The sequence below is a fragment of the Vibrio sp. ABG19 genome (assembly GCF_029962385.1).
Taxonomy (GTDB): Bacteria; Pseudomonadota; Gammaproteobacteria; order Enterobacterales; family Vibrionaceae; genus Vibrio; species Vibrio ostreae.
The window spans coordinates 2,080,697-2,099,004 of the sequence record NZ_CP071708.1 but is presented as its reverse complement, the minus strand read 5'-3'; the positions used below and the strand labels follow the sequence as shown (position 1 = coordinate 2,099,004).

The 18,308-nt window shown below is 52.5% G+C and carries 16 protein-coding genes; 7 read left to right on the top strand and 9 right to left on the bottom strand.

The genetic code is table 11. The annotated features are described in order from the left end of the window. The first annotated feature begins 14 nt into the window (after positions 1–14). The 4 genes from J0X00_RS15920 (at position 15) to xni (ending at position 6,545) form a co-directional block, all read left to right on the top strand. Complete coding sequence (locus tag J0X00_RS15920) at positions 15–2,282, top strand: tetratricopeptide repeat protein (protein ID WP_282477188.1); 2,268 nt, start codon at positions 15–17, stop codon at positions 2,280–2,282. Positions 2,283–2,391: 109 nt separating this feature from the next. Beyond that, a complete protein-coding gene (locus J0X00_RS15915; RefSeq protein WP_218562199.1) occupies positions 2,392–3,957 on the top strand; it encodes a GGDEF domain-containing protein in 1,566 nt (521 codons plus the stop codon). A 312-nt stretch (positions 3,958–4,269) separates the two neighbouring features. Next, positions 4,270–5,631 carry a nucleotide 5'-monophosphate nucleosidase PpnN gene (ppnN, locus tag J0X00_RS15910; protein WP_136483569.1) on the top strand — a complete coding sequence of 454 codons (1,362 nt, stop codon included), beginning with the start codon at positions 4,270–4,272 and terminating at the stop codon, positions 5,629–5,631. Between the two features lie 122 nt (positions 5,632–5,753). Then, entirely contained in the window at positions 5,754–6,545 is a 792-nt protein-coding gene (gene xni, locus J0X00_RS15905; RefSeq protein ID WP_136483568.1) for a flap endonuclease Xni, read from the top strand. A gap of 82 nt (positions 6,546–6,627) precedes the next feature. On the opposite strand, the gene rlmM is transcribed toward xni, so the two are convergent. The 7 genes from rlmM to pomA all read right to left on the bottom strand — a co-directional run bounded on the left by rlmM (position 6,628) and on the right by pomA (position 13,577). Next, a complete protein-coding gene (rlmM, locus tag J0X00_RS15900; RefSeq protein ID WP_282477187.1) occupies positions 6,628–7,719 on the bottom strand; it encodes a 23S rRNA (cytidine(2498)-2'-O)-methyltransferase RlmM in 1,092 nt (363 codons plus the stop codon). Beyond that, the gene (locus J0X00_RS15895; RefSeq protein WP_282478309.1) at positions 7,716–8,114 is read right to left on the bottom strand and encodes a DUF423 domain-containing protein; all 399 of its coding nucleotides are present in this window, start codon (positions 8,112–8,114) and stop codon (positions 7,716–7,718) included. Before J0X00_RS15895 ends, rlmM begins: the two co-directional genes overlap by 4 nt. Beyond that, complete coding sequence (locus tag J0X00_RS15890) at positions 8,104–8,727, bottom strand: alpha/beta fold hydrolase (protein WP_282477186.1); 624 nt, start codon at positions 8,725–8,727, stop codon at positions 8,104–8,106. The genes J0X00_RS15895 and J0X00_RS15890 overlap by 11 nt, the downstream gene beginning before the upstream one ends. Beyond that, positions 8,708–9,628 (bottom strand): transcriptional regulator GcvA, encoded by a 921-nt coding sequence (locus J0X00_RS15885; protein ID WP_136483565.1) that lies wholly within the window; start codon positions 9,626–9,628, stop codon positions 8,708–8,710. The genes J0X00_RS15890 and J0X00_RS15885 overlap by 20 nt, the downstream gene beginning before the upstream one ends. 522 nt (positions 9,629–10,150) lie before the next feature. Further along, positions 10,151–11,599: a tRNA uracil 4-sulfurtransferase ThiI gene (thiI, locus tag J0X00_RS15880; RefSeq protein WP_282477185.1), complete on the bottom strand. Its 1,449-nt coding sequence runs from the start codon at positions 11,597–11,599 to the stop codon at positions 10,151–10,153. A gap of 233 nt (positions 11,600–11,832) precedes the next feature. Further along, positions 11,833–12,801: a flagellar motor protein MotB gene (locus tag J0X00_RS15875; RefSeq protein WP_136483563.1), complete on the bottom strand. Its 969-nt coding sequence runs from the start codon at positions 12,799–12,801 to the stop codon at positions 11,833–11,835. A gap of 11 nt (positions 12,802–12,812) precedes the next feature. Beyond that, complete coding sequence (gene pomA / locus J0X00_RS15870) at positions 12,813–13,577, bottom strand: flagellar motor protein PomA (protein ID WP_136483562.1); 765 nt, start codon at positions 13,575–13,577, stop codon at positions 12,813–12,815. Between the two features lie 416 nt (positions 13,578–13,993). Between pomA and xseB the strand changes: the two genes are divergently transcribed. Genes xseB through dxs form a run of 3 tightly spaced genes read left to right on the top strand, consistent with a single transcriptional unit; the run spans position 13,994 to position 17,070 of the window. Next, a complete protein-coding gene (gene xseB, locus J0X00_RS15865; protein ID WP_136483561.1) occupies positions 13,994–14,236 on the top strand; it encodes an exodeoxyribonuclease VII small subunit in 243 nt (80 codons plus the stop codon). A gap of 45 nt (positions 14,237–14,281) precedes the next feature. Next, positions 14,282–15,166, top strand: coding sequence for a (2E,6E)-farnesyl diphosphate synthase (gene ispA / locus J0X00_RS15860; protein ID WP_136483560.1), 885 nt, complete (start codon positions 14,282–14,284; stop codon positions 15,164–15,166). 20 nt (positions 15,167–15,186) lie between these two features. Then, positions 15,187–17,070, top strand: a complete 1,884-nt coding sequence (gene dxs / locus J0X00_RS15855) for a 1-deoxy-D-xylulose-5-phosphate synthase (protein WP_282477184.1) — start codon at positions 15,187–15,189, stop codon at positions 17,068–17,070. 136 nt (positions 17,071–17,206) lie between these two features. Here the strand turns inward: dxs and truC are convergent, their stop codons facing one another. After that, positions 17,207–17,950 (bottom strand): tRNA pseudouridine(65) synthase TruC, encoded by a 744-nt coding sequence (truC, locus tag J0X00_RS15850; protein ID WP_218562203.1) that lies wholly within the window; start codon positions 17,948–17,950, stop codon positions 17,207–17,209. Next, the gene (locus tag J0X00_RS15845; RefSeq protein ID WP_136483557.1) at positions 17,950–18,261 is read right to left on the bottom strand and encodes a YqcC family protein; all 312 of its coding nucleotides are present in this window, start codon (positions 18,259–18,261) and stop codon (positions 17,950–17,952) included. The genes truC and J0X00_RS15845 overlap by 1 nt, the downstream gene beginning before the upstream one ends. Positions 18,262–18,308 lie beyond the last annotated feature (47 nt).

Genomic DNA, 18,308 nt, shown 5'->3' with positions numbered 1-18,308 from the left:
GGATTTCGGACAGCATGACTCGTTTTCGCTGGCAGCACTGGCTGGGACTAACCCTGCTCTGTTTTGCAACCTGGTCTCAGGCAACCATTTACTCGTCTCCGACACTGAATGAAGCAAACGGCCTGGTGGAGATCTCTCCCAAGCAGGCCAAAGCACTCGCGACCGACTATCTCACCCAGCGAAAACTGGCTGATAAAGTGGAAAAAACACCGTCCACTATCAGCCGCGACGAGACCGACAGCCGGGTGCGTACACCCGGCAGTACCATCGATGCGATGAAAATCATTGCCAAAGCGCAGTACCAGCTTGGTTTTCCGCACATGGCATTCCAGGTCCTGGAGGAAGCACGTCAGTTGGCCCAGCAGTATCAGTTGGCCTATCTCGAGCTCGACGTCGACACCCTGCTGGTACGTCTGCAATGGATGGATGACGGCGATGCTTCTGCTGCGCGGGAAAAACTGCGTGACATCGCCAAACGCTACGAAGCGCTGGAAAATTCCGATCAACTCGCCAAGGGCATCAATTACAAGATGACCATGCTGCGTGCGGAAATCGCCTCACGCGCCAACGATGTTGAGCTGGCTGACCGTCTGTTTGCCGAAGCCAAGCCGTATATTGACAGCCTGCCGTCGCCGCAACAACAAATCGCATATCATCTTGAAGTGGGCCAGCATTACCTGACTCACGAGCGCTACAATCTGGCCCTGTCTGAATTACTGATGTCGTACTGGAGTGCGATTGAAGATAACGACGGTGCCCTGTTGGCGAAAACCAACACCTTATTGGCCCAGCTGTTCTATGAACGCCGCGTGCTGGATAAAACGCTGGTTCATCTGTCCCAGGCGGCTGATTTTTACGACAACTACGACAAATCGCCGGCTCTGGCTGCGGTCCTCAAGCGTATGGGCGACGTCTACTTCCTACAAGGCAAATATAACCTCGCTCTGGTGCATTACTTTAACGTCATCGACCATGAGAGCGGTGACAACAATCTGCACAGCGTGATAGAAGTGCGCCTCAGTCTGGCTGCCACTTACCTGCAACTATTCAACTATCCGCTCGCCGAGCAGTATCTGGTGCGAGCGGAAGATATGCTCAGCTACACCGATATTCCGCTGCTTAAAGGCCGGGCTGCATTGCTCAAAGCCGGCCTGGCTTACCATCAACAGCAGAGCAGCAAGGTGATTGAACAGGCTCAGCAGGCGCTGTCTATCAGCCATGATGTCGGCGATCTGGCGATGGAAGAGCAGGCTTATCACCTGCTGTCTCTGGGTTATGAACAACGTGGCGACTATGCCAACGCATTAAGCAGCGTCAAACACAGCAACTCAATCGCCAAGATCCGCCAGGAAAAGCTCAATCAAATCAGTGAAGATGCTTTCCGCCAGCAGAAAGAGTTTGTCGAGCAGACACTGCATCTGGTCGGCCAGGAAAAAGAGCTGCAGGATACCAAGCGCGAATACCGTAAATTCCAGAAAATCGCCTTTGCCCTGTTTATTGCCAGCGCCGTGTTTTTCCTGATTGTGCTGCGCCGCGGCTACCTGCTGCAACGCCAGAAAGAAGAGATTGCCGAGCTCAATACCAACCTGTATACCCACTCGCGCTCACGACTGCACAATCTGCGTATGCTCAACTCCAAACTGTTATCAACGCTGGAAAAAAGCAGCCAGAGCTATGAACAGTGGCATATCAGCGAGCTGATTCATGAACCGCTCAACGACCGCTTACGGTTCGCCATGATTGATGTGCCTTTCCTGCGTAATATGTACCTGCAGCACGGCTACAGTGCCGGACTTGAGCTCGAGCACGCCTTTGGCGAGTTTATTAAATCCAAGCTGGGCGAAGACGCGCGCTTGTACCACTTCTCTGATGCCAACCTGCTCTACATCGAACCGTGCAGCGACCGCGATCAACCACCGGAAGTACTGTGCAATAAGGTCCAGGACTGGATGCAGGAGTTTCAGCCGGAGCGGCCGCTCAACCGTACCATCCGGATGGGCATTGCCGATTATCCTTTCCTGCCGCGCGCTTATACCGCGATTAATGATAAAGAGTTACTCGATATTTTGCTGATGGCCGCCAGCGTAGCGCGTGAGCTGAGTATTCGCGAAAACAGCAGCCACTGGGTCTATCTGCGTGCGATTGATAACGCGCCAGCGGCCAGCTTTGCCTCAAACGATATTCGTAAATCATGCAAGCACGCCATCAACCAAGGGCTGATCAAAGTCCATTCTTCGTTCAAAAATGAGGAAATCATCAAAAAACTTTTAAAAGATGGGTAAAAGCTACGCGGTTAAGGCACTGAATTCGTGACGAATTCAAAATATTTGCTATTATCGACAAATCAGTAAATAGGATCGTACTGATCCCCTTTTTATTAGTTTGTTGTCGATGGGCATTCTTGAACAAGATATCCAAAATCAGTTAGACCAATTGCGTAGTAAATTGGAACAAACACGTTTGACACATCGGGATACTTCGTTCAAATTTAACCGAGAACAAAAAGTCCTGAAGCGCATCGTCGCATCGTTAAGTCAGGCTTGTCAGGGCGAGAATATCCAGTTAAACGGGTACCTTTCTGAGCTGCGTCAAGCCATCGAACAACAAACCGATATAAGCTCAATCATACCCCGACTGGCCGTACTGGAGCGCATGTTGAAGCAACAAACGTTGAACATGGATAAACAGAGTCACCACCTTGATGCTCAGATCAAAAGCAGTGGTGAAATTCTGTTACGCGTTCCCGGCCTGCCGGCAAAAATCAAACGTGACCTGCGTGATCTGCTCAGTTTTTCCGCCGCTCAGCCCCCCTCCAAAGTGGAACAGGCGATGCGACTGCTGGCGCTGTACGAACGCTCCGTCAAGATCATCTCCGCGAACCCGCAAGCATTGAATGCTGATTTGGCTGGCGGAGCTGACCAAGAGCTGTTGGCAAGTTTGAGTGAGGAACTGCAAAACCTGATCACCGAACTCGACTTCGACGGCGAATATGGTGACCTGCTGACCGACATCCGTGCCAAGCTGCTAAGCGGGGTGACCACCCAGTCGCTGCTGGAACTGACCATGGACGTACTCAAACTGGTCATCGCCGGCACCCACGCGGAACGTAAAGGCTCCGAGAAGTTTCTTGACCAAGTCAACACCTCCCTGTGTAACAACATCAAAAGCGTCAATCAGAACCTCGAGCAAAGCCAGAGCTACCAGGTGCACCGCGCGGAAATGCACGTGGAACTCAGCTCCCTGGTCGGACGCAGTCAAAGCACCCTGAAAGAAGGCACCGAACTGGCAGCCACCAAAGCCAGACTGGGGCCTATGCTGGATGAACTGGCTTCATTATCAGAACGTCTGACCCATGCCGAACAACGTGAACAGGTTCTGATTGAACGCATGCAGTACACCCGCAGCCAGATGGAAGCGCTGTACGAAATGACTCAGGATTATCGCCGCCGCCTTGATGATCAGGCCCGGCGTATGCAGCAGGATACCCTGACCAACGTCTATAACCGCAGTGCATTCAATGACCGGCTGGAACACGAATACCATCGTTGGATTCGTACCCAGAACAACCTGCGTCTGGTGATGCTGGACATTGATAAATTCAAAGCGATTAATGATAGTTTCGGCTTTATGGCCGGCGATAAAGCACTGCGTATTATCGCCCGCACTATCAGCAAAGAAGTCAACGAGACCGCGACCGTGGCAAGATTTTCCGGCGAAGAGTTTGTTATCCTGCTACCTGACCACAGTGATAATGACAGCTACCAAATCATTCAGCAGATTCAGCGCAATGTATCTAAACTGCCGTTTAAATTCCGCGATAAAAGCATCACCATTACCCTGACCGCGGCCAGTACCTGTTTTAAAGAATCGGACACGCCGGAAATCGTACTCGAACGCGCCTATCGAGCGATGAGCGATGCGAAGAAATACGGCCCGAATCAGATAGCCTGGAAGTAAAGCAGCGCCGTTCTCCAACCACATTCCCCATCATCAACGTGGCCATTTTTTGTACAACTCCACACGATTTTAGTGACCGCCTTCACATCTGCTGCGGCATAATATTTCCCAAAACTGTAGATCCGAACAAGATTGAAAGCGTAATATCAATTAGTTAAGTTATTAACTGCGGCTCAGTTTTCCCCATAACCAAAGTCACAATAAAATGCGCCGTCAGTGTTCCCATCCGGTGTAACGAGCAAAGTAATCACTACGCATTCCAACCCGCTCGCCAGGTGGACTCTCATTAACCTCTCAGCAAAGGAGGTCAGCATGATCACCCAAGTCAGCCCTGCGGGCAGTATGGATCTGTTGTCGCAACTTGAAGTAGAACGACTCAAAAAAACCGCGTCGAGCGGCGACCTGTACCAGCTCTACCGCAACTGTACCCTGGCGGTACTCAACTCAGGCAGCCACACCGACAACTCGAAAGAGCTGCTGGATAAATACAGCAATTTCGACGTCAACGTCCTGCGCCGCGAGCGCGGGATTAAACTGGAACTGACCAACCCGCCTGAGCACGCGTTCGTCGATGGACACATCATCAAAGGGATTCAGGAACACCTGTTTTCAGTGCTGCGCGATATCGTGTATGTCAATATGCACCTCGCCGACAGCCAGCGCCTCAATCTGACCAATTCGACCCATATCACCAACCTGGTGTTTGGGATCCTGCGTAATGCCGGTACTCTGATCCCGGGTATCATTCCCAATCTGGTGGTGTGCTGGGGCGGACATTCAATTAACGCGACCGAGTATCAGTACACCCGTGAAGTCGGTAATGAACTCGGCCTGCGCGAATTAAACATCTGTACCGGTTGTGGTCCGGGTGCCATGGAAGGGCCGATGAAAGGTGCTGCAATTGGCCATGCCAAACAGCGCTACCAGGAAAAGCGCTATCTTGGCCTGACCGAGCCTTCAATCATCGCCGCCGAGCCGCCAAACCCGATTGTCAATGAACTGGTGATCATGCCGGACATTGAGAAACGTCTTGAAGCCTTTGTACGTCTGGCGCACGGCATCATCATCTTCCCGGGCGGCCCGGGTACAGCTGAAGAACTGCTGTATATCCTTGGCATCATGATGCATCCGGAAAACACTCATCAGCCGATGCCTATCGTGCTGACCGGTCCGAAAGAGAGTGAAGAGTATTTCCGTTCGATTGATGAGTTTATTGCCGAAACTCTCGGTGATGACGCGCGTAAACACTACCGCATCGTGATCGACGATCCGGCTGAAGCGGCGCGCATTATGCGCAATGCGATGCCGACCGTGCGCCAGCACCGCAAAGATCACGAAGATGCCTACAGCTTTAACTGGTCGTTGAAAATCGAGCCGGAGTTCCAGTTACCGTTTGAGCCCAATCACGACAACATGGCCAACCTGGATCTGCACCTCGATCAGGCACCGGAAGTACTGGCCGCCAATCTGCGCCGCGCTTTCTCCGGCATTGTGGCCGGTAACGTCAAAGCGGAGGGAATTCGTGAAATCGAGCAGCATGGACCGTTTGAAATCCACGGCGACCCGATATTAATGAAGAAAATGGACAAACTGCTGAAAGATTTCGTGGCTCAGAACCGGATGAAACTCCCCGGCGGCAGTGCCTACGAGCCTTGTTACCGCATTGTCTCTTAAAGCACTGGCTACCCGCCCGTGCGGGTAGCAATCTCGAACAAACTCATTACAATAAGGGCCTTATCGCCCTTATTTTTTTATCTTGTCCCACGCCGGGCAGACAACCCAGGTAATCAACCCTTATGTCTCTTCATCTTGTCATCATCGATGCGTTAAATCTGATCCGCCGCGTCCACTCCGTACAACCCGATGAAAGTGACATTGCCCGTACTATCGACACCACGACCCGCACCCTGCAGCGCATCATTAATGAAGCGCAGCCGACCCACATTATCGCGGTGTTTGATCACCACCTACAACACCGTGGCTGGCGGGCAGAGATCCTGCCGGACTACAAAGCCAACCGTAAACCAATGCCGGAGCCTCTGGCACAAGGGCTGGACGCGATTCAGCAAGCCTGGTGGCAACTGGGCATCGATTCGCTGCTCTCTGACGGTGACGAAGCGGACGACCTGGTCGCGACGCTGGCGGTTAAAGTGGCCTCGCATCAGGAAAAAGTCACCATCATCTCCACCGACAAAGGCTATTGCCAGTTACTGTCACCGACCCTGCAGATCCGGGATTATTTCCAGCACCGCTGGCTGGATGCGCCGTTTATCGCCAAAGAATTTGGCGTCAAACCCGAGCAACTGGCCGACTATTGGGGGCTGGCGGGTGTCAGCTCAAGCCAGGTACCGGGCGTCCCAGGCGTCGGTCCGAAAGCCGCCAAAGAGATCCTGACCCAGTTTGCTGATATAGAAAGTGCCTACGCCAGTGAAGAACTGGCACCGAAGTACCGCAAAAAGCTCGACCAGCACATCGAACTGGCCCGGGTATGTAAACAGGTCGCCGGGCTCAAAACCGACATCGAACTGGGTTTTAATCTGCAGGATATCCGCTACGTTGTGCCGGGTAGTGAAGAATCTCAGAGCTAAAGAAAGCATCGCGCATAAGATCAGCCGATAAAAAACGCTCCCCGGGGAGCGTTTTTAGTCTGAGCAGCGAGCGATGAATGGATTAATACGGCGAAATCGTTTTCAGCACCTGAACATGCACCGTGATCTCTTCCCGGTCATGGTAAAGATGTTTCGCCTGCAGGCGGAATTTCACGTCATTGTCGCGCAGGAACAGCTTGAGGTTCTCAATATCTTCCAGCACCTCATCATAGCGCCCTTTCATCGGCAGCTTGAGGTTGAAAATCGCTTCTTTGGCCAATCCTCGGATCAGCCACTCGCCCATCAACTGTGCAACGCGTGACGGCTTTTCGATCATGTCACACACCAGCCAGGTGACGTTTTTACGCGGCGGTTCGAACTTAAAGCCATCCACCATGTGATGAGTCACCTGACCGGTTTCCATCAGACTGTCAGCCATCATGCCGTTATCAATCGCATGCACGAACATCGAACGTTTCACCAGTTGGTAGGTCCAGCCCCCCGGACAAGCACCGAGGTCAACCGCCCACATCCCGGAGGCCAGACGGGTCTCCCATTCTTCACGCGGAATAAAGACGTGAAACGCCTCTTCCAGCTTGAGGGTGGAACGGCTCGGAGCATCCGCCGGGAATTTCAGGCGCGGAATGCCCATAAAGAACTGCGAGTTGTTCGAGCTGTAAGAGAAACCGGCATAGCAATGGCCAGGCGCCACAAAACAGACATGCAGCACCGGCTTTTTCGGATGCTCTTTTGCCATCAGTAAGCCTTTGCCACGTAGCGCCTGACGCAGCGGAACCGTAAACTTGCGGCAGAACTTGAGCAGTTCTTTAGCTTCATTGGTGTCCGGCGTTTCGACACGCAGATCGCCGCAACGCGGAAAATCTTCTAACTCACCCAACCGGGACAAAATCGGTGAAATACGGTCATCTTTCGGCAGATCTTCAAACTCGGCCGCCACAGCAAACATCTGGCGGGCAAAAATCAGCGTCTGGAAATCAATCTCTTTGATCAGTTTCTGCGCATCACCTTCCTGGTAACACTCAAACATCACGAAACCACTATTGGTTTTCATGCGCGGAAATCCATACACTTCCAGTTGCGTGGCCTTGTCCTGAATCTCGCCGGCGCACTCTTTTTCAAAGCCCGCACGGCAATAGAGCATGACTTGTTTCACTGCTTCACCTCTTTAATACTCATCGCTGCCAAGGCAAACAGTCCCCAGCCGATCATAAACAGCAGCCCGCCAAACGGTGTCACCGGACCAAACCACTTGATTCCGGTCAGTGCCAGCGCGTACAGACTGCCGCTAAAACAAAAGATGCCGATAATAAAGCAAATCGCCGCGCGGCTAAAATAGTTTCGCGCTTTTTGTGCCAGTGGCAACTGCAACAGGATGCCGCACGCAATCAGCGCCGCCGCATGGATGAACTGGTACTGCACACCGGTTTGAAACACTTCCAGCAGATAAGGGCTCAGGATAGCTTTCAGACCGTGCGCCGCAAACGCCCCCAGGGCAACGGCAATGCCAGAAAACAGACCGCCAAATGTAAGTAAATACTTACTTTGCATCATACACCTCTTTAATAAACTGACTTAACCGCTCTACCGCCAGAGCAATATTGCCGGCTTCAGTGTGGCCGGACGCTTTGCGCGGTTTAAAGCTGTGGTCACCATCGGGCAAAAAACTGACCTCAATCTGGTCACTGAAGGTAAAATCGGCAAACTCATCCCGCGGACCAAAGGTATCGCGCTCACCCTGTAAAATCAGGCACGGTTTGGGCATGGTTGCCAGATGGTCACCTTTGAACTTTTCCGGTTTACCGGGCGGATGGAACGGAAAGCCAAGACAGGCAATCCCGACCACATGTGAGTGCTCACTCAGCAGCGAAGCCATACGCCCGCCCATCGACTTACCGCCAATCACCACGGGACCGGTGGCGTATTCGGCCAACACAGCTTGATAAGCATCGAGCAGCTTCGGTGCCCGATCCGGCGGACGGCGCTTGCCATCTTCACTGCGTTTGACCATATAAGGAAAGTTAAACCGCACCACCTTGATGCCGCGCTGCGCCAGTCCGGCTGCGACGGCAGCCATAAATTCATGATCCATATCTGCCCCGGCACCGTGGGCAAAAATAAATGTCAGTGGATGGCTGTCGCCATCAACGCGCACCTGCGTCATCGAGTAATTCCTCTTGTTCTCTGCGAGCTTTTTTCAGCATCCAGTCACGGAAAGTGGCGATACGCCCCATGTCCGCTTGTTTTTCATGGCACACCACATAGAAGGCGTTGTTGGTCATCAGCACCTGATCAAACGGAGCCACCAGCCGTCCGGCATCCAGCTCCGGCTGCGCCAGTACATTGTTACCCAGCGCGACCCCCTGCCCGTGTACGGCCGCCTGCAATACCATAGTCGAGTGACTGAAAATCGGCCCGTGGTTGACGTTAACGCCATCCAGGTTGTTCTCTTTGGCGAACTGCTTCCACTCTTTGCGTGACGTATCATGCAGCAGGGTGTGCTGACCAAGGTCACTCAGGTTAGCGAGCGGCTTACTGCCAATCAACAGGGACGGCGCACAAAGCGGGATCAGAAACTCCTGATACAACTTATCGGCGCGTAATCCCGCCCAATGGCCGCGGCCGTAATAGATCGCGACATCAACATCGTCGGTCAGCGATCCCTCTTCCATATCGACCGCTTTGATCCGCACATCGATATCCGGCTCCTGCTGATTAAAGTCCGCCAGACGTGGCACCAGCCACTGAATGGCAAAACTTGGCGGCAGACTGATGGTCAGCGCGCCTTTCTCGCTGCGTTCCAGCAGTTTGTCTGTTGCCTCTTGCAGGGAGACAAAGAGGTCTTTGATATCAAGAAAGTAACCCTGGCCCTCTTCCGTCAGCAACAGCGAACGGTTGCGGCGCCGGAACAGCTTAAGACCGAGAAATTCTTCCAGCGCTTTAATCTGATGACTAACCGCTGCCTGGGTGACAAACAGCTCTTCCGCCGCGCGAGTAAAACTCAGATGGCGGGCCGCTGCTTCAAACACTTTCAGCGAGTTTAATGGTGGTAATCTTCTCGACATGAGTACACTCTGTAACAGATTAGTTTTTTTAATCTGAAACATTATAAATTGTCCGTTGCTAACCAGCCAGAGAAAATCTATATTGCACCCCGCAACGCTGACCTGAACGGCTTGATTCTGTTTAGAATCAATGGGCTTAGTTGTTGCGATGTTGTGTTTGCAAACTCGGTTTTCGAGTTCGGTAGGTTTCTACCACCCTGTTTTGTGCAGTTATCCCCTGCTACAAAATATACTTCCTGTATTTATTTTTTGACCTGTCTGTCAAATTTTTAGCACCGCCTATATGGCGGTGTTTTTTTATCTGCCCCGCACAATAACCTGCTGATACTTACCTCAACAACTGTAACAATTCGTTAATAATACTAATTCGAAACTGTGATTTTGTGTCCGAAACGGCGCGCTTTTAGCCACGATTGAACCATTAACCAGCGGCCAATAAAAAAGCGCAAACCCGGCTGAGTTTACGCTTTTCATTATTCCAGACTGTTGCGGCTATGCCGCTGTCTGGTCGTCAGGCCAACCTTATGGGCGGTAGACCTTGATATTTTTAAAGCCCTGCTCTTGCAGATACAGCGCCTGCAGACGGCTCATCACACCACGTTCACAGTACAGCAGATAAGTCTTCGACTGATCCAGATCACCGAACTGAGTCGCCAGTTTGTAGAACGGCAGGTGCTGAACTTCAACCCCATCCAGTTCCAGCGGCTTATCATCTTCTTCATCCGGGCTGCGGATATCCAGTACCACGGCGTGCTCCTGCACGGCGGTGACCAGTTCCACTTCCGGAGCCTGCTGCTGCGACTCTTTCTCAATGTCACGAATGTCCATCTGGCGGGCATCGTAAACCACTTTTTCCAGAATAGAGAAGTCGAACTTGGCTTCTTCCGCTTCCAGCTTACCCTTCACCGCTTTCACTGTCGGGCTCTTCGAGATCACACCACAATATTCCGGCATGGTCTTGGCAAAATCTTCGGTACCGATGTCGCGCGCCAGAGTAATGATGTCATCTTTATCCCAGTTGATCAGCGGGCGCAGAATCAGGGTATCCGTCACGTTATCGATATGACGCAGGTTGGTCAGAGTCTGGCTTGATACCTGCCCCAGCGCTTCACCGGTCACCAGAGCCTGGATACCGAACTTCTCAGCCACCATACCAGCGGCACGCATAAACATCCGCTTAAGGATCACGCCCATCTGGCCGTCATCAACTTTTTCCAGGATTTCAGCCACCACCGGCTCAAAATCAATCGAGATAAAGCGCACTTTGGCCGATGAGCCGTACTTGTTCCACAAGTAGTGAGCGACCTGTTTAACACCAATCTCGTGCGCCGGACCACCCAGGTTGAAGAAACAGTAGTGAACTTTAGAGCCACGTTTGATGTGCAGGTAGCTCGAAACACCAGAATCGAAACCACCGGAAATCAGGCTCAGTACGTCTTCCTGTGTGCCCAGCGGGAAACCGCCCAGACCTTTGTGGCGGGCAATGATTTGGTTCAGCAGACCATCAACCACTTCAATACGAATGGTCACATCCGGTTTTTGCAGCTTAACGCGCGCGCTTTCCACCGCCTGATTCAAGCCGCCGCCAACATAGCGCTCAAGCTCAATTGATTTAAATTCGTGCTTACCACGACGTTTGGCACGCACTACGAACGTTTTGCCTTCGATCAGATCGCGGCTCTGTTCCAGTACCTGCTCATAAATATTGTGCAGGTCGGTAAACTCACTCTGCTTCACTTCCAGTACTTGCTGGATGCCAGGTGTGGTGGTCAGAATTTCCAGTGTCTCGGCGAAAAATTCATCGCTGTTGCCCGACACTTCAATATGATCACGACGGTTAAATACCGCGACACCTGTGGTACGGTTCTTGACGATATTGCGAATATTACCCTCAAGAATTTTAGTGAAACGCTTACGTACTGATTCACTTTTAACAAAAATTTCCGGATGTGGTTTAACTATAAATTTCATAAGGCTATTCGCAATTTAATGTGGACATTCTCTGGCTGACACTTCGGGTGGCGCTCAGTACTTCCGGGTCTGGCCGTTCATCATCGTGCTCTCACCAAGCATAGTGATGATATCACCAAGCATTCGGCAGACTCTAAGGGGGCCGGATTATACACGATCTCGGCCAAGAGAGGAAAGGTTAGAAAAAAGGCAAGCCGCCAGGCTTGCCTTTGTGACTAATACTACAGAGTTTTTTACTGGTTCTGAGTCTGACCGTCGCCCTGAGGGGCGGAAGGCACCTCATCGCTGTAGAGCGGTTCGCCCTGCATGATACTGATTTCAACCCGGCGGTTGCGCGCGCGCTGCGCTTCGGTATCGTTCGGGCCCAGTGGATCGGTATCGGCCATACCACGCACTTGCAGACGTTGGTGGTCAAAGCCTTTGACACTTTCCATCTCCTGTGCCACCGAGACGGCACGCTGGGCAGACAAGTCCCAGTTAGAGCGATACAGCTCTGAATCTAGACGCTGGTTGTCGGTATGGCCAGAAACACGCACGATGCCCGGTACATCTTTCACCAGTTCCGCTATCTGACGCACCAGAGGCCGGAACTTAGGCTGCAAGAAAGCGGATCCTTCCGGAAATGCCCCTTTCTCACGAATACGAATCACGATCTGCTGACCGAGGTTTTCCACTTCAATCGCACCCTGATCAATCTCTCGCTCCAGGGCCTTTTTAATGCTTTCGAGTATGGTTTCCATCTCTTCCGACATCGCCTGCGACTGCTGTTGCTGCATTTCAGATTCAGTGTTCTGATTGGTCTGAGTCGATGTCTCCGGTGACTGACCACCGGTCATCTGGCCCGCATCACGCTGGGTACCACCGGCGCGATCCGATTCACCTTCGTGGAATTCGAGTGTCTGCTGCGTGACATCAATCGTCTGCTGCATAATGACATCGATTGGCGTCGGTTCCGGGCGGCCGGGACGAAACTCCTGAGCGATAATACTGGTCCCTTTCGGGATATCTTTAACCTCCAGGCGGTTTTGTACCCCGAAGGCAAACTTCATCGAACCGGCGATCTGCTTAAACTTGAGTACGTCCATCTCTGAAAACGACAACAAAAGTACGAAGAAGCACATCAGCAGTGACATCAGGTCAGCAAAGGTCCCCATCCACAGCGGCAGACCGGGTGGCGGGCAATTTGGCTTTTCCTCATCCATTATAAGCTCCGCTATTCGTTATCCACATCAAGGGCGCGCTTACCTTCGTTGAGATAGTTTTTCAGGTAGCTGTCGATGACACGTGGGTTCTGACCATCCTGAATCGCCAGCACGCCATCCATAATCAGGCGACGGTTAAGCGTTTCCTGTTCGCGGCGCAGTGAAAGTTTGTCGGCAATCGGGAAAAACACCATGTTGGACAATACCGCACCATACAGCGTCGTCAACAGGGCGACCGCCATCGCAGGGCCGATTGACTTCGGGTCATCCATGTTGGACAGCATGGCAACCAGACCAACCAGAGTACCGATCATGCCCATCGCCGGAGACACATCACCAAATGCGCGGAACACGCTGGTGCCGGCCTGGTGGCGTTCATCGGTCAGAACAATATCTTTTTGCAGCGTGGCACGGACTACGTCGGCATCGTGACCGTCCACTAACAGGTCGATCCCTTTTTGCATAAATGAGTTGGAAATTTCCATCTCTTCCAGAGCCAGAAAGCCGCCTTTACGCGCAGCGTCGGCCATTTCAACCACCTTAGCAATCAGGTCTTCCGGCTCATCGGCTTTGAACATGAAGGCTTTACCGGCAATTTTGGCCGCTCCGAAGAACTGGCCCATGGTAAATTTCATCAGCACAACAAACAGTGAACCACCGACTACGATTAGAATCGAGGTGACATCGACGAACATCATCAGGCTGCCGCCCAAGATCATCGCCATAATAACGAAAGCTAAGCCACCAATCAGACCTATTAGCGTTGCTAAATCCACGAAGCGCTCCTCATGCTATTCATTCGCGTCTAAGACATTACTCTCGTTATCGGCAAGAGAATGCATTCTTTAACTTTTTTATCAGCTTGCGCTGCTCGATATGTTAGCTGGCGCGCTTTGCGACCAGATGACACTGAGCGCAAAAAGAAAAACGGGGCCAAGTGAATAAGCGCCAGCCTATGCAACACATCCCCCTGCGGCGAACCACGTGTCTCAGTGTATACTTAAACCCAAAGAATATGCACCCGCCAGCGGCACAGAAATGCAGGATAACGATAAGACTTTGGTGCCAATATGATCTTTCTTTCGACTGCCGGGTAAAAAACGTTGTATTTCTGACAAAATTGCTTGGTTAAATTTGACCATCACCACGCCCTGCGGTAACGTTCGTGCATCTTTCCAAAGGCAATATAATTATGGCGAGCAAGAAACCTGAAAACATGTCCTTCGAAGCGACCATTCAAGAGCTGGATCAACTGGTCGACCAACTGGAGAACGGGGATTTGGCATTAGACGACGCCCTGAAAAAATTTGAGCGTGGTATTGCCCTTGCCCGGTCCGGACAGAGTAAACTGGATGAAGCGGAACAACGCGTGAGCATTCTGCTCAGCAACAGTGATGACGCGCCGCTGACCGAATTTACCGATTTGCCTGAATAATTCTGAATTATTCTAAAATAACACTGAATTGCTAATGAGTGCCCTATGATTGAGGCCCTATCCTCTTTCCAACAAAGAAATAACCAACAACTTGATGTGTGGTTAAACCGTCTGCCTTATCAGAACCTGTCGCTGACTCAGGCGATGCGTTATGGCCTGCTGCTGGGCGGCAAACGTGCGCGCCCTTACCTGGTCTACATCACCGGCCAGATGCTGGGCTGTGAACTGGCAGCGCTTGATACTCCGGCCTCTGCGATCGAGTGTATTCACGCCTACTCGCTGATACACGATGATCTGCCGGCGATGGACGATGACGAACTGCGTCGCGGTCAGGCAACCTGTCACATCAAGTTTGATGAAGCCACCGCCATCCTGACCGGCGATGCGCTGCAGACGCTGGCCTTTACCATTCTGGCCGAAGGTGAGCTGTCGGCTGACGGTGAGTCCAACCGGATAAAAATGGTCCAGGCACTGGCTGAAGCCTCTGGCGCGCAGGGCATGTGTCTGGGGCAATCCCTTGATCTGGCGGCCGAGAACCGTCTGGTCACGCTGGAAGAACTGGAAAACATCCACCGCAATAAAACCGGCGCCCTGATGCGCTGTGCGATTCGGATGGGCGCGATGGCGGCCGGCCAGGCTGGTCTGGATATTCTTCCGCAACTTAACCGCTATGCTGACGCCATAGGCCTCGCATTTCAGGTTCAGGATGATATTTTAGATATCATCAGCGATACAGAAACCTTAGGCAAACCTCAGGGCTCTGACCAACTCTTGCACAAAAGCACCTACCCGGCTCTGCTTGGGCTCGAAGGTGCGATGAAAAAAGCTCAGTCACTGCTTAGCGAAGCGCTGCAGGCACTGGAAGATATTCCGTATAACACTGAGCATTTAGAACAGTTCGCCCGATATGTCATCGAGCGCAAAAATTAACACTATAAGCGCGCATTACTATGACTCTTGATATTTCAAAATATCCAACACTGGCTCTGGCAAGCAAACCAGATGAATTACGCAGCATGCCAAAAGAGGTGCTGCCTAAGCTTTGTGACGAACTGAGAACCTACCTGCTCAACTCCGTCAGTCAGTCAAGCGGCCACCTGGCCTCAGGTCTGGGTGCCGTAGAACTGACTGTAGCTTTGCATTACGTCTATAACACACCGTTTGATCACCTGATCTGGGACGTGGGCCATCAGGCCTACCCGCATAAGATTCTGACCGGCCGCCGTGAGCAGCTGCCGACCATTCGTCAGAAAGGCGGTCTGCACCCATTCCCGTGGCGTGGCGAAAGCAAATACGACACCTTATCCGTCGGTCACTCATCGACTTCCATCAGCGCCGCACTGGGCATGGCTATCTGTGCCGGTAAAGAAGGCCAGGATCGTAAAGTGGTCAGCGTGATTGGCGATGGTGCCATCACCGCGGGTATGGCGTTTGAAGCCATGAACCACGCCGGTGATGTCAAACCGGACATGCTGGTGATTCTCAACGACAACGAAATGTCGATTTCCGAAAACGTCGGTGCACTGAACAATCACCTGGCGCAGCTGCTGTCAGGCAACCTGTACACCTCCATTCGCGAGGGCGGCAAAAAAGTCCTGTCCGGCGTGCCGCCAATCAAGGAACTGGTGCGCCGCACCGAAGAGCACCTCAAAGGCATGGTGGTACCGGGCACTCTGTTTGAAGAGTTTGGTTTTAACTACATCGGTCCGATTGACGGCCATGATGTACTGGAACTTATCAAAACCCTGAAGAATATGCGTGAGCTGAAAGGCCCGCAATTTCTGCATGTGATGACCAAAAAAGGCAAAGGCTACGAGCCGGCAGAGAAAGATCCGATCGGTTATCACGGCGTGCCTAAGTTTGACCCGTCCCATAGCAGCCTGCCAAAGAGCACCAACAACAAACCGACCTTCTCCAAGATCTTCGGTGATTTTCTGTGTGACATGGCCGCTCAGGATCCTAAACTGATGGCGATTACTCCGGCGATGCGTGAAGGCTCAGGCATGGTGCGCTTTTCCAAACAGTATCCGGATCAGTATTTTGATGTGGCGATTGCCGAGCAACACGCGGTGACACTGGCGACCGGTATGGCGATTGGTGGTTATCATCCGATTGTGGCGATTTACTCCACTTTCTTGCAACGTGGCTACGACCAGCTCATTCACGATGTTGCCATCATGGATTTGCCGGTGATGTTTGCCATTGACCGCGCAGGCTTAGTCGGTGCCGATGGTCAGACCCACCAGGGTGCGTTTGATCTCAGCTTTATGCGCTGCATCCCGAACATGGTGATTATGGCGCCGGCCGATGAAAACGAATGCCGTCAGATGCTCTACACCGGCCACCAGCATCAGGGACCCAGTGCCGTGCGCTACCCGCGTGGTAACGGTATGGGCACCGAACTGGCAGCGACATTCAGCGCGCTGCAAATCGGTAAAGGCCGCATTGTGCGTCAGGCACAAGCTGCGGGCGAAGACGCCAAAGTGGCGATTCTCAGCTTTGGTACTCTGCTACCGGGCGCTTTGCAGGCAGCCGAAGCACTCAATGCGACGGTGGCCGATATGCGCTTTGTGAAACCGCTTGATGAAGCCCTCATCACAGAGCTGGCTAACAGCCATGATGTGCTGGTCACGCTGGAAGAAAACGTAGTCGCCGGTGGCGCTGGTGCCGGAGTGGTGGAATTCATGATGAGCAACAAACTGATTAAACCTGTGCTCAATCTGGGTCTGCCGGATCAGTTTGTCGCCCAGGGTACGCAGGAAGAAATGCACGCCGAGCTTGGCCTGGACGGTGCAGGAATTGAGCGCGCTATTCGCGCTTATCTGGCCAAATAATCCGCGCATCGCTTAGCCGATAAGCGTCTGAGAGCAGACAAAAAAAGCCTTCTCATTGAGAAGGCTTTTTACTAGGCAATGCTTGACTAAGTAATGCTTTACTCGGCAATATTTGCCGCGCTGTTGCGGGCAGATGCTATTTGGCCACTGTCTCGCACGGCTGAGGATTGTCCCAGCCAAAAGTGGCAAACAGACGCTGCCAGGTGTGGTCAAACCCGGCACGCAGCACCAAAGGCTGCTTGGTATACGGGTGAATAAAACTCAGCTCGCTGGCATGCAGCATCAGACGATGGCTGTCATACACCTCGCGATACAGACGGTTATGCTTGCCATCACCATGCGTCGTATCACCGACAATCGGGTGGCGCAGGTGTGCCATATGGCGACGCAGCTGATGTTTACGCCCGGTTTTCGGCTGCATTTCCATCAGACAGTAACGTGTGGTGGGAAATTGACCGGTTGAATGCGGCACTTCCACCTTGGCCAGCGGCTGATAGGCCGTCACGGCATCCTGAGCTTCTTTGTCCTGACGGGCAAACTTATCCGCAATCTTATCCAGCTCTTCTTTAAGCGGATAATCCAGCACATCAGCCTGCTCAATCCAGCCACGTACAATCGCATGATACGTCTTTTGCATCTCATGCTGCGCGAACATCGGCATCATATTCGCGGCGATCTCACTCGACAGGGCAAACACCAACACACCGGACGTCGGCCGGTCGAGACGATGGAGCGGAAACACATGCTGACCAATCTGATCACGCAGGGTCTGCATCACAAACTGAGTTTCGTGCTTATCAAGCCAGGAGCGGTGCACCAGCATACCGGCTGGCTTGTTCACCGCCACCATGTACTCGTCCTGATAAATAATTTCCAGCATTAGCGGCATGCCTCATCAATCTGGTAAAGAATCGTCATTACAGGGCCGAACTGTGTCTGTTCCAGCCAGACCTGCTCAAAATAAGGCGTGATGGCAAAACCACGCGGCAGCGATTGCCCGGATGCGATCATCTGCTGCAAACGCGGCACAAAGATCCACTGTAGCCATTCGTGCGGCGCCAGGCTATCCAGCGCAAACGGCTGGCTGCTCTGCAGTGCCATCTCGTCTGGCGCCTGGCTCTGCCATACACCGCATGCTCTGAGTTCGGCTTCCAGCTGCTGCAATAAGGAAAAAAGTGTCGGGGCGGTCATTAATCTATACACTCTGGCCTTGAATTAGCCGCGAATGATACCATCTA

Excerpts from the sequence above, each read along its gene's own strand:
- J0X00_RS15895 (WP_282478309.1), bottom strand. The coding sequence starts at position 8,114 with ATGCAAAGTAAGTATTTACTTACATTTGGCGGTCTGTTTTCTGGCATT.
- J0X00_RS15890 (WP_282477186.1), bottom strand. The coding sequence starts at position 8,727 with ATGACGCAGGTGCGCGTTGATGGCGACAGCCATCCACTGACATTTATT.
- thiI (WP_282477185.1), bottom strand. The coding sequence starts at position 11,599 with ATGAAATTTATAGTTAAACCACATCCGGAAATTTTTGTTAAAAGTGAA.
- J0X00_RS15915 (WP_218562199.1), top strand. The coding sequence starts at position 2,392 with ATGGGCATTCTTGAACAAGATATCCAAAATCAGTTAGACCAATTGCGT.
- ppnN (WP_136483569.1), top strand. The coding sequence starts at position 4,270 with ATGATCACCCAAGTCAGCCCTGCGGGCAGTATGGATCTGTTGTCGCAA.
- ispA (WP_136483560.1), top strand. The coding sequence starts at position 14,282 with ATGATTGAGGCCCTATCCTCTTTCCAACAAAGAAATAACCAACAACTT.
- J0X00_RS15920 (WP_282477188.1), top strand. The coding sequence starts at position 15 with ATGACTCGTTTTCGCTGGCAGCACTGGCTGGGACTAACCCTGCTCTGT.
- dxs (WP_282477184.1), top strand. The coding sequence starts at position 15,187 with ATGACTCTTGATATTTCAAAATATCCAACACTGGCTCTGGCAAGCAAA.
- xni (WP_136483568.1), top strand. The coding sequence starts at position 5,754 with ATGTCTCTTCATCTTGTCATCATCGATGCGTTAAATCTGATCCGCCGC.
- J0X00_RS15875 (WP_136483563.1), bottom strand. The coding sequence starts at position 12,801 with ATGGATGAGGAAAAGCCAAATTGCCCGCCACCCGGTCTGCCGCTGTGG.
- J0X00_RS15845 (WP_136483557.1), bottom strand. The coding sequence starts at position 18,261 with ATGACCGCCCCGACACTTTTTTCCTTATTGCAGCAGCTGGAAGCCGAA.
- J0X00_RS15885 (WP_136483565.1), bottom strand. The coding sequence starts at position 9,628 with ATGTCGAGAAGATTACCACCATTAAACTCGCTGAAAGTGTTTGAAGCA.
- truC (WP_218562203.1), bottom strand. The coding sequence starts at position 17,950 with ATGCTGGAAATTATTTATCAGGACGAGTACATGGTGGCGGTGAACAAG.
- xseB (WP_136483561.1), top strand. The coding sequence starts at position 13,994 with ATGGCGAGCAAGAAACCTGAAAACATGTCCTTCGAAGCGACCATTCAA.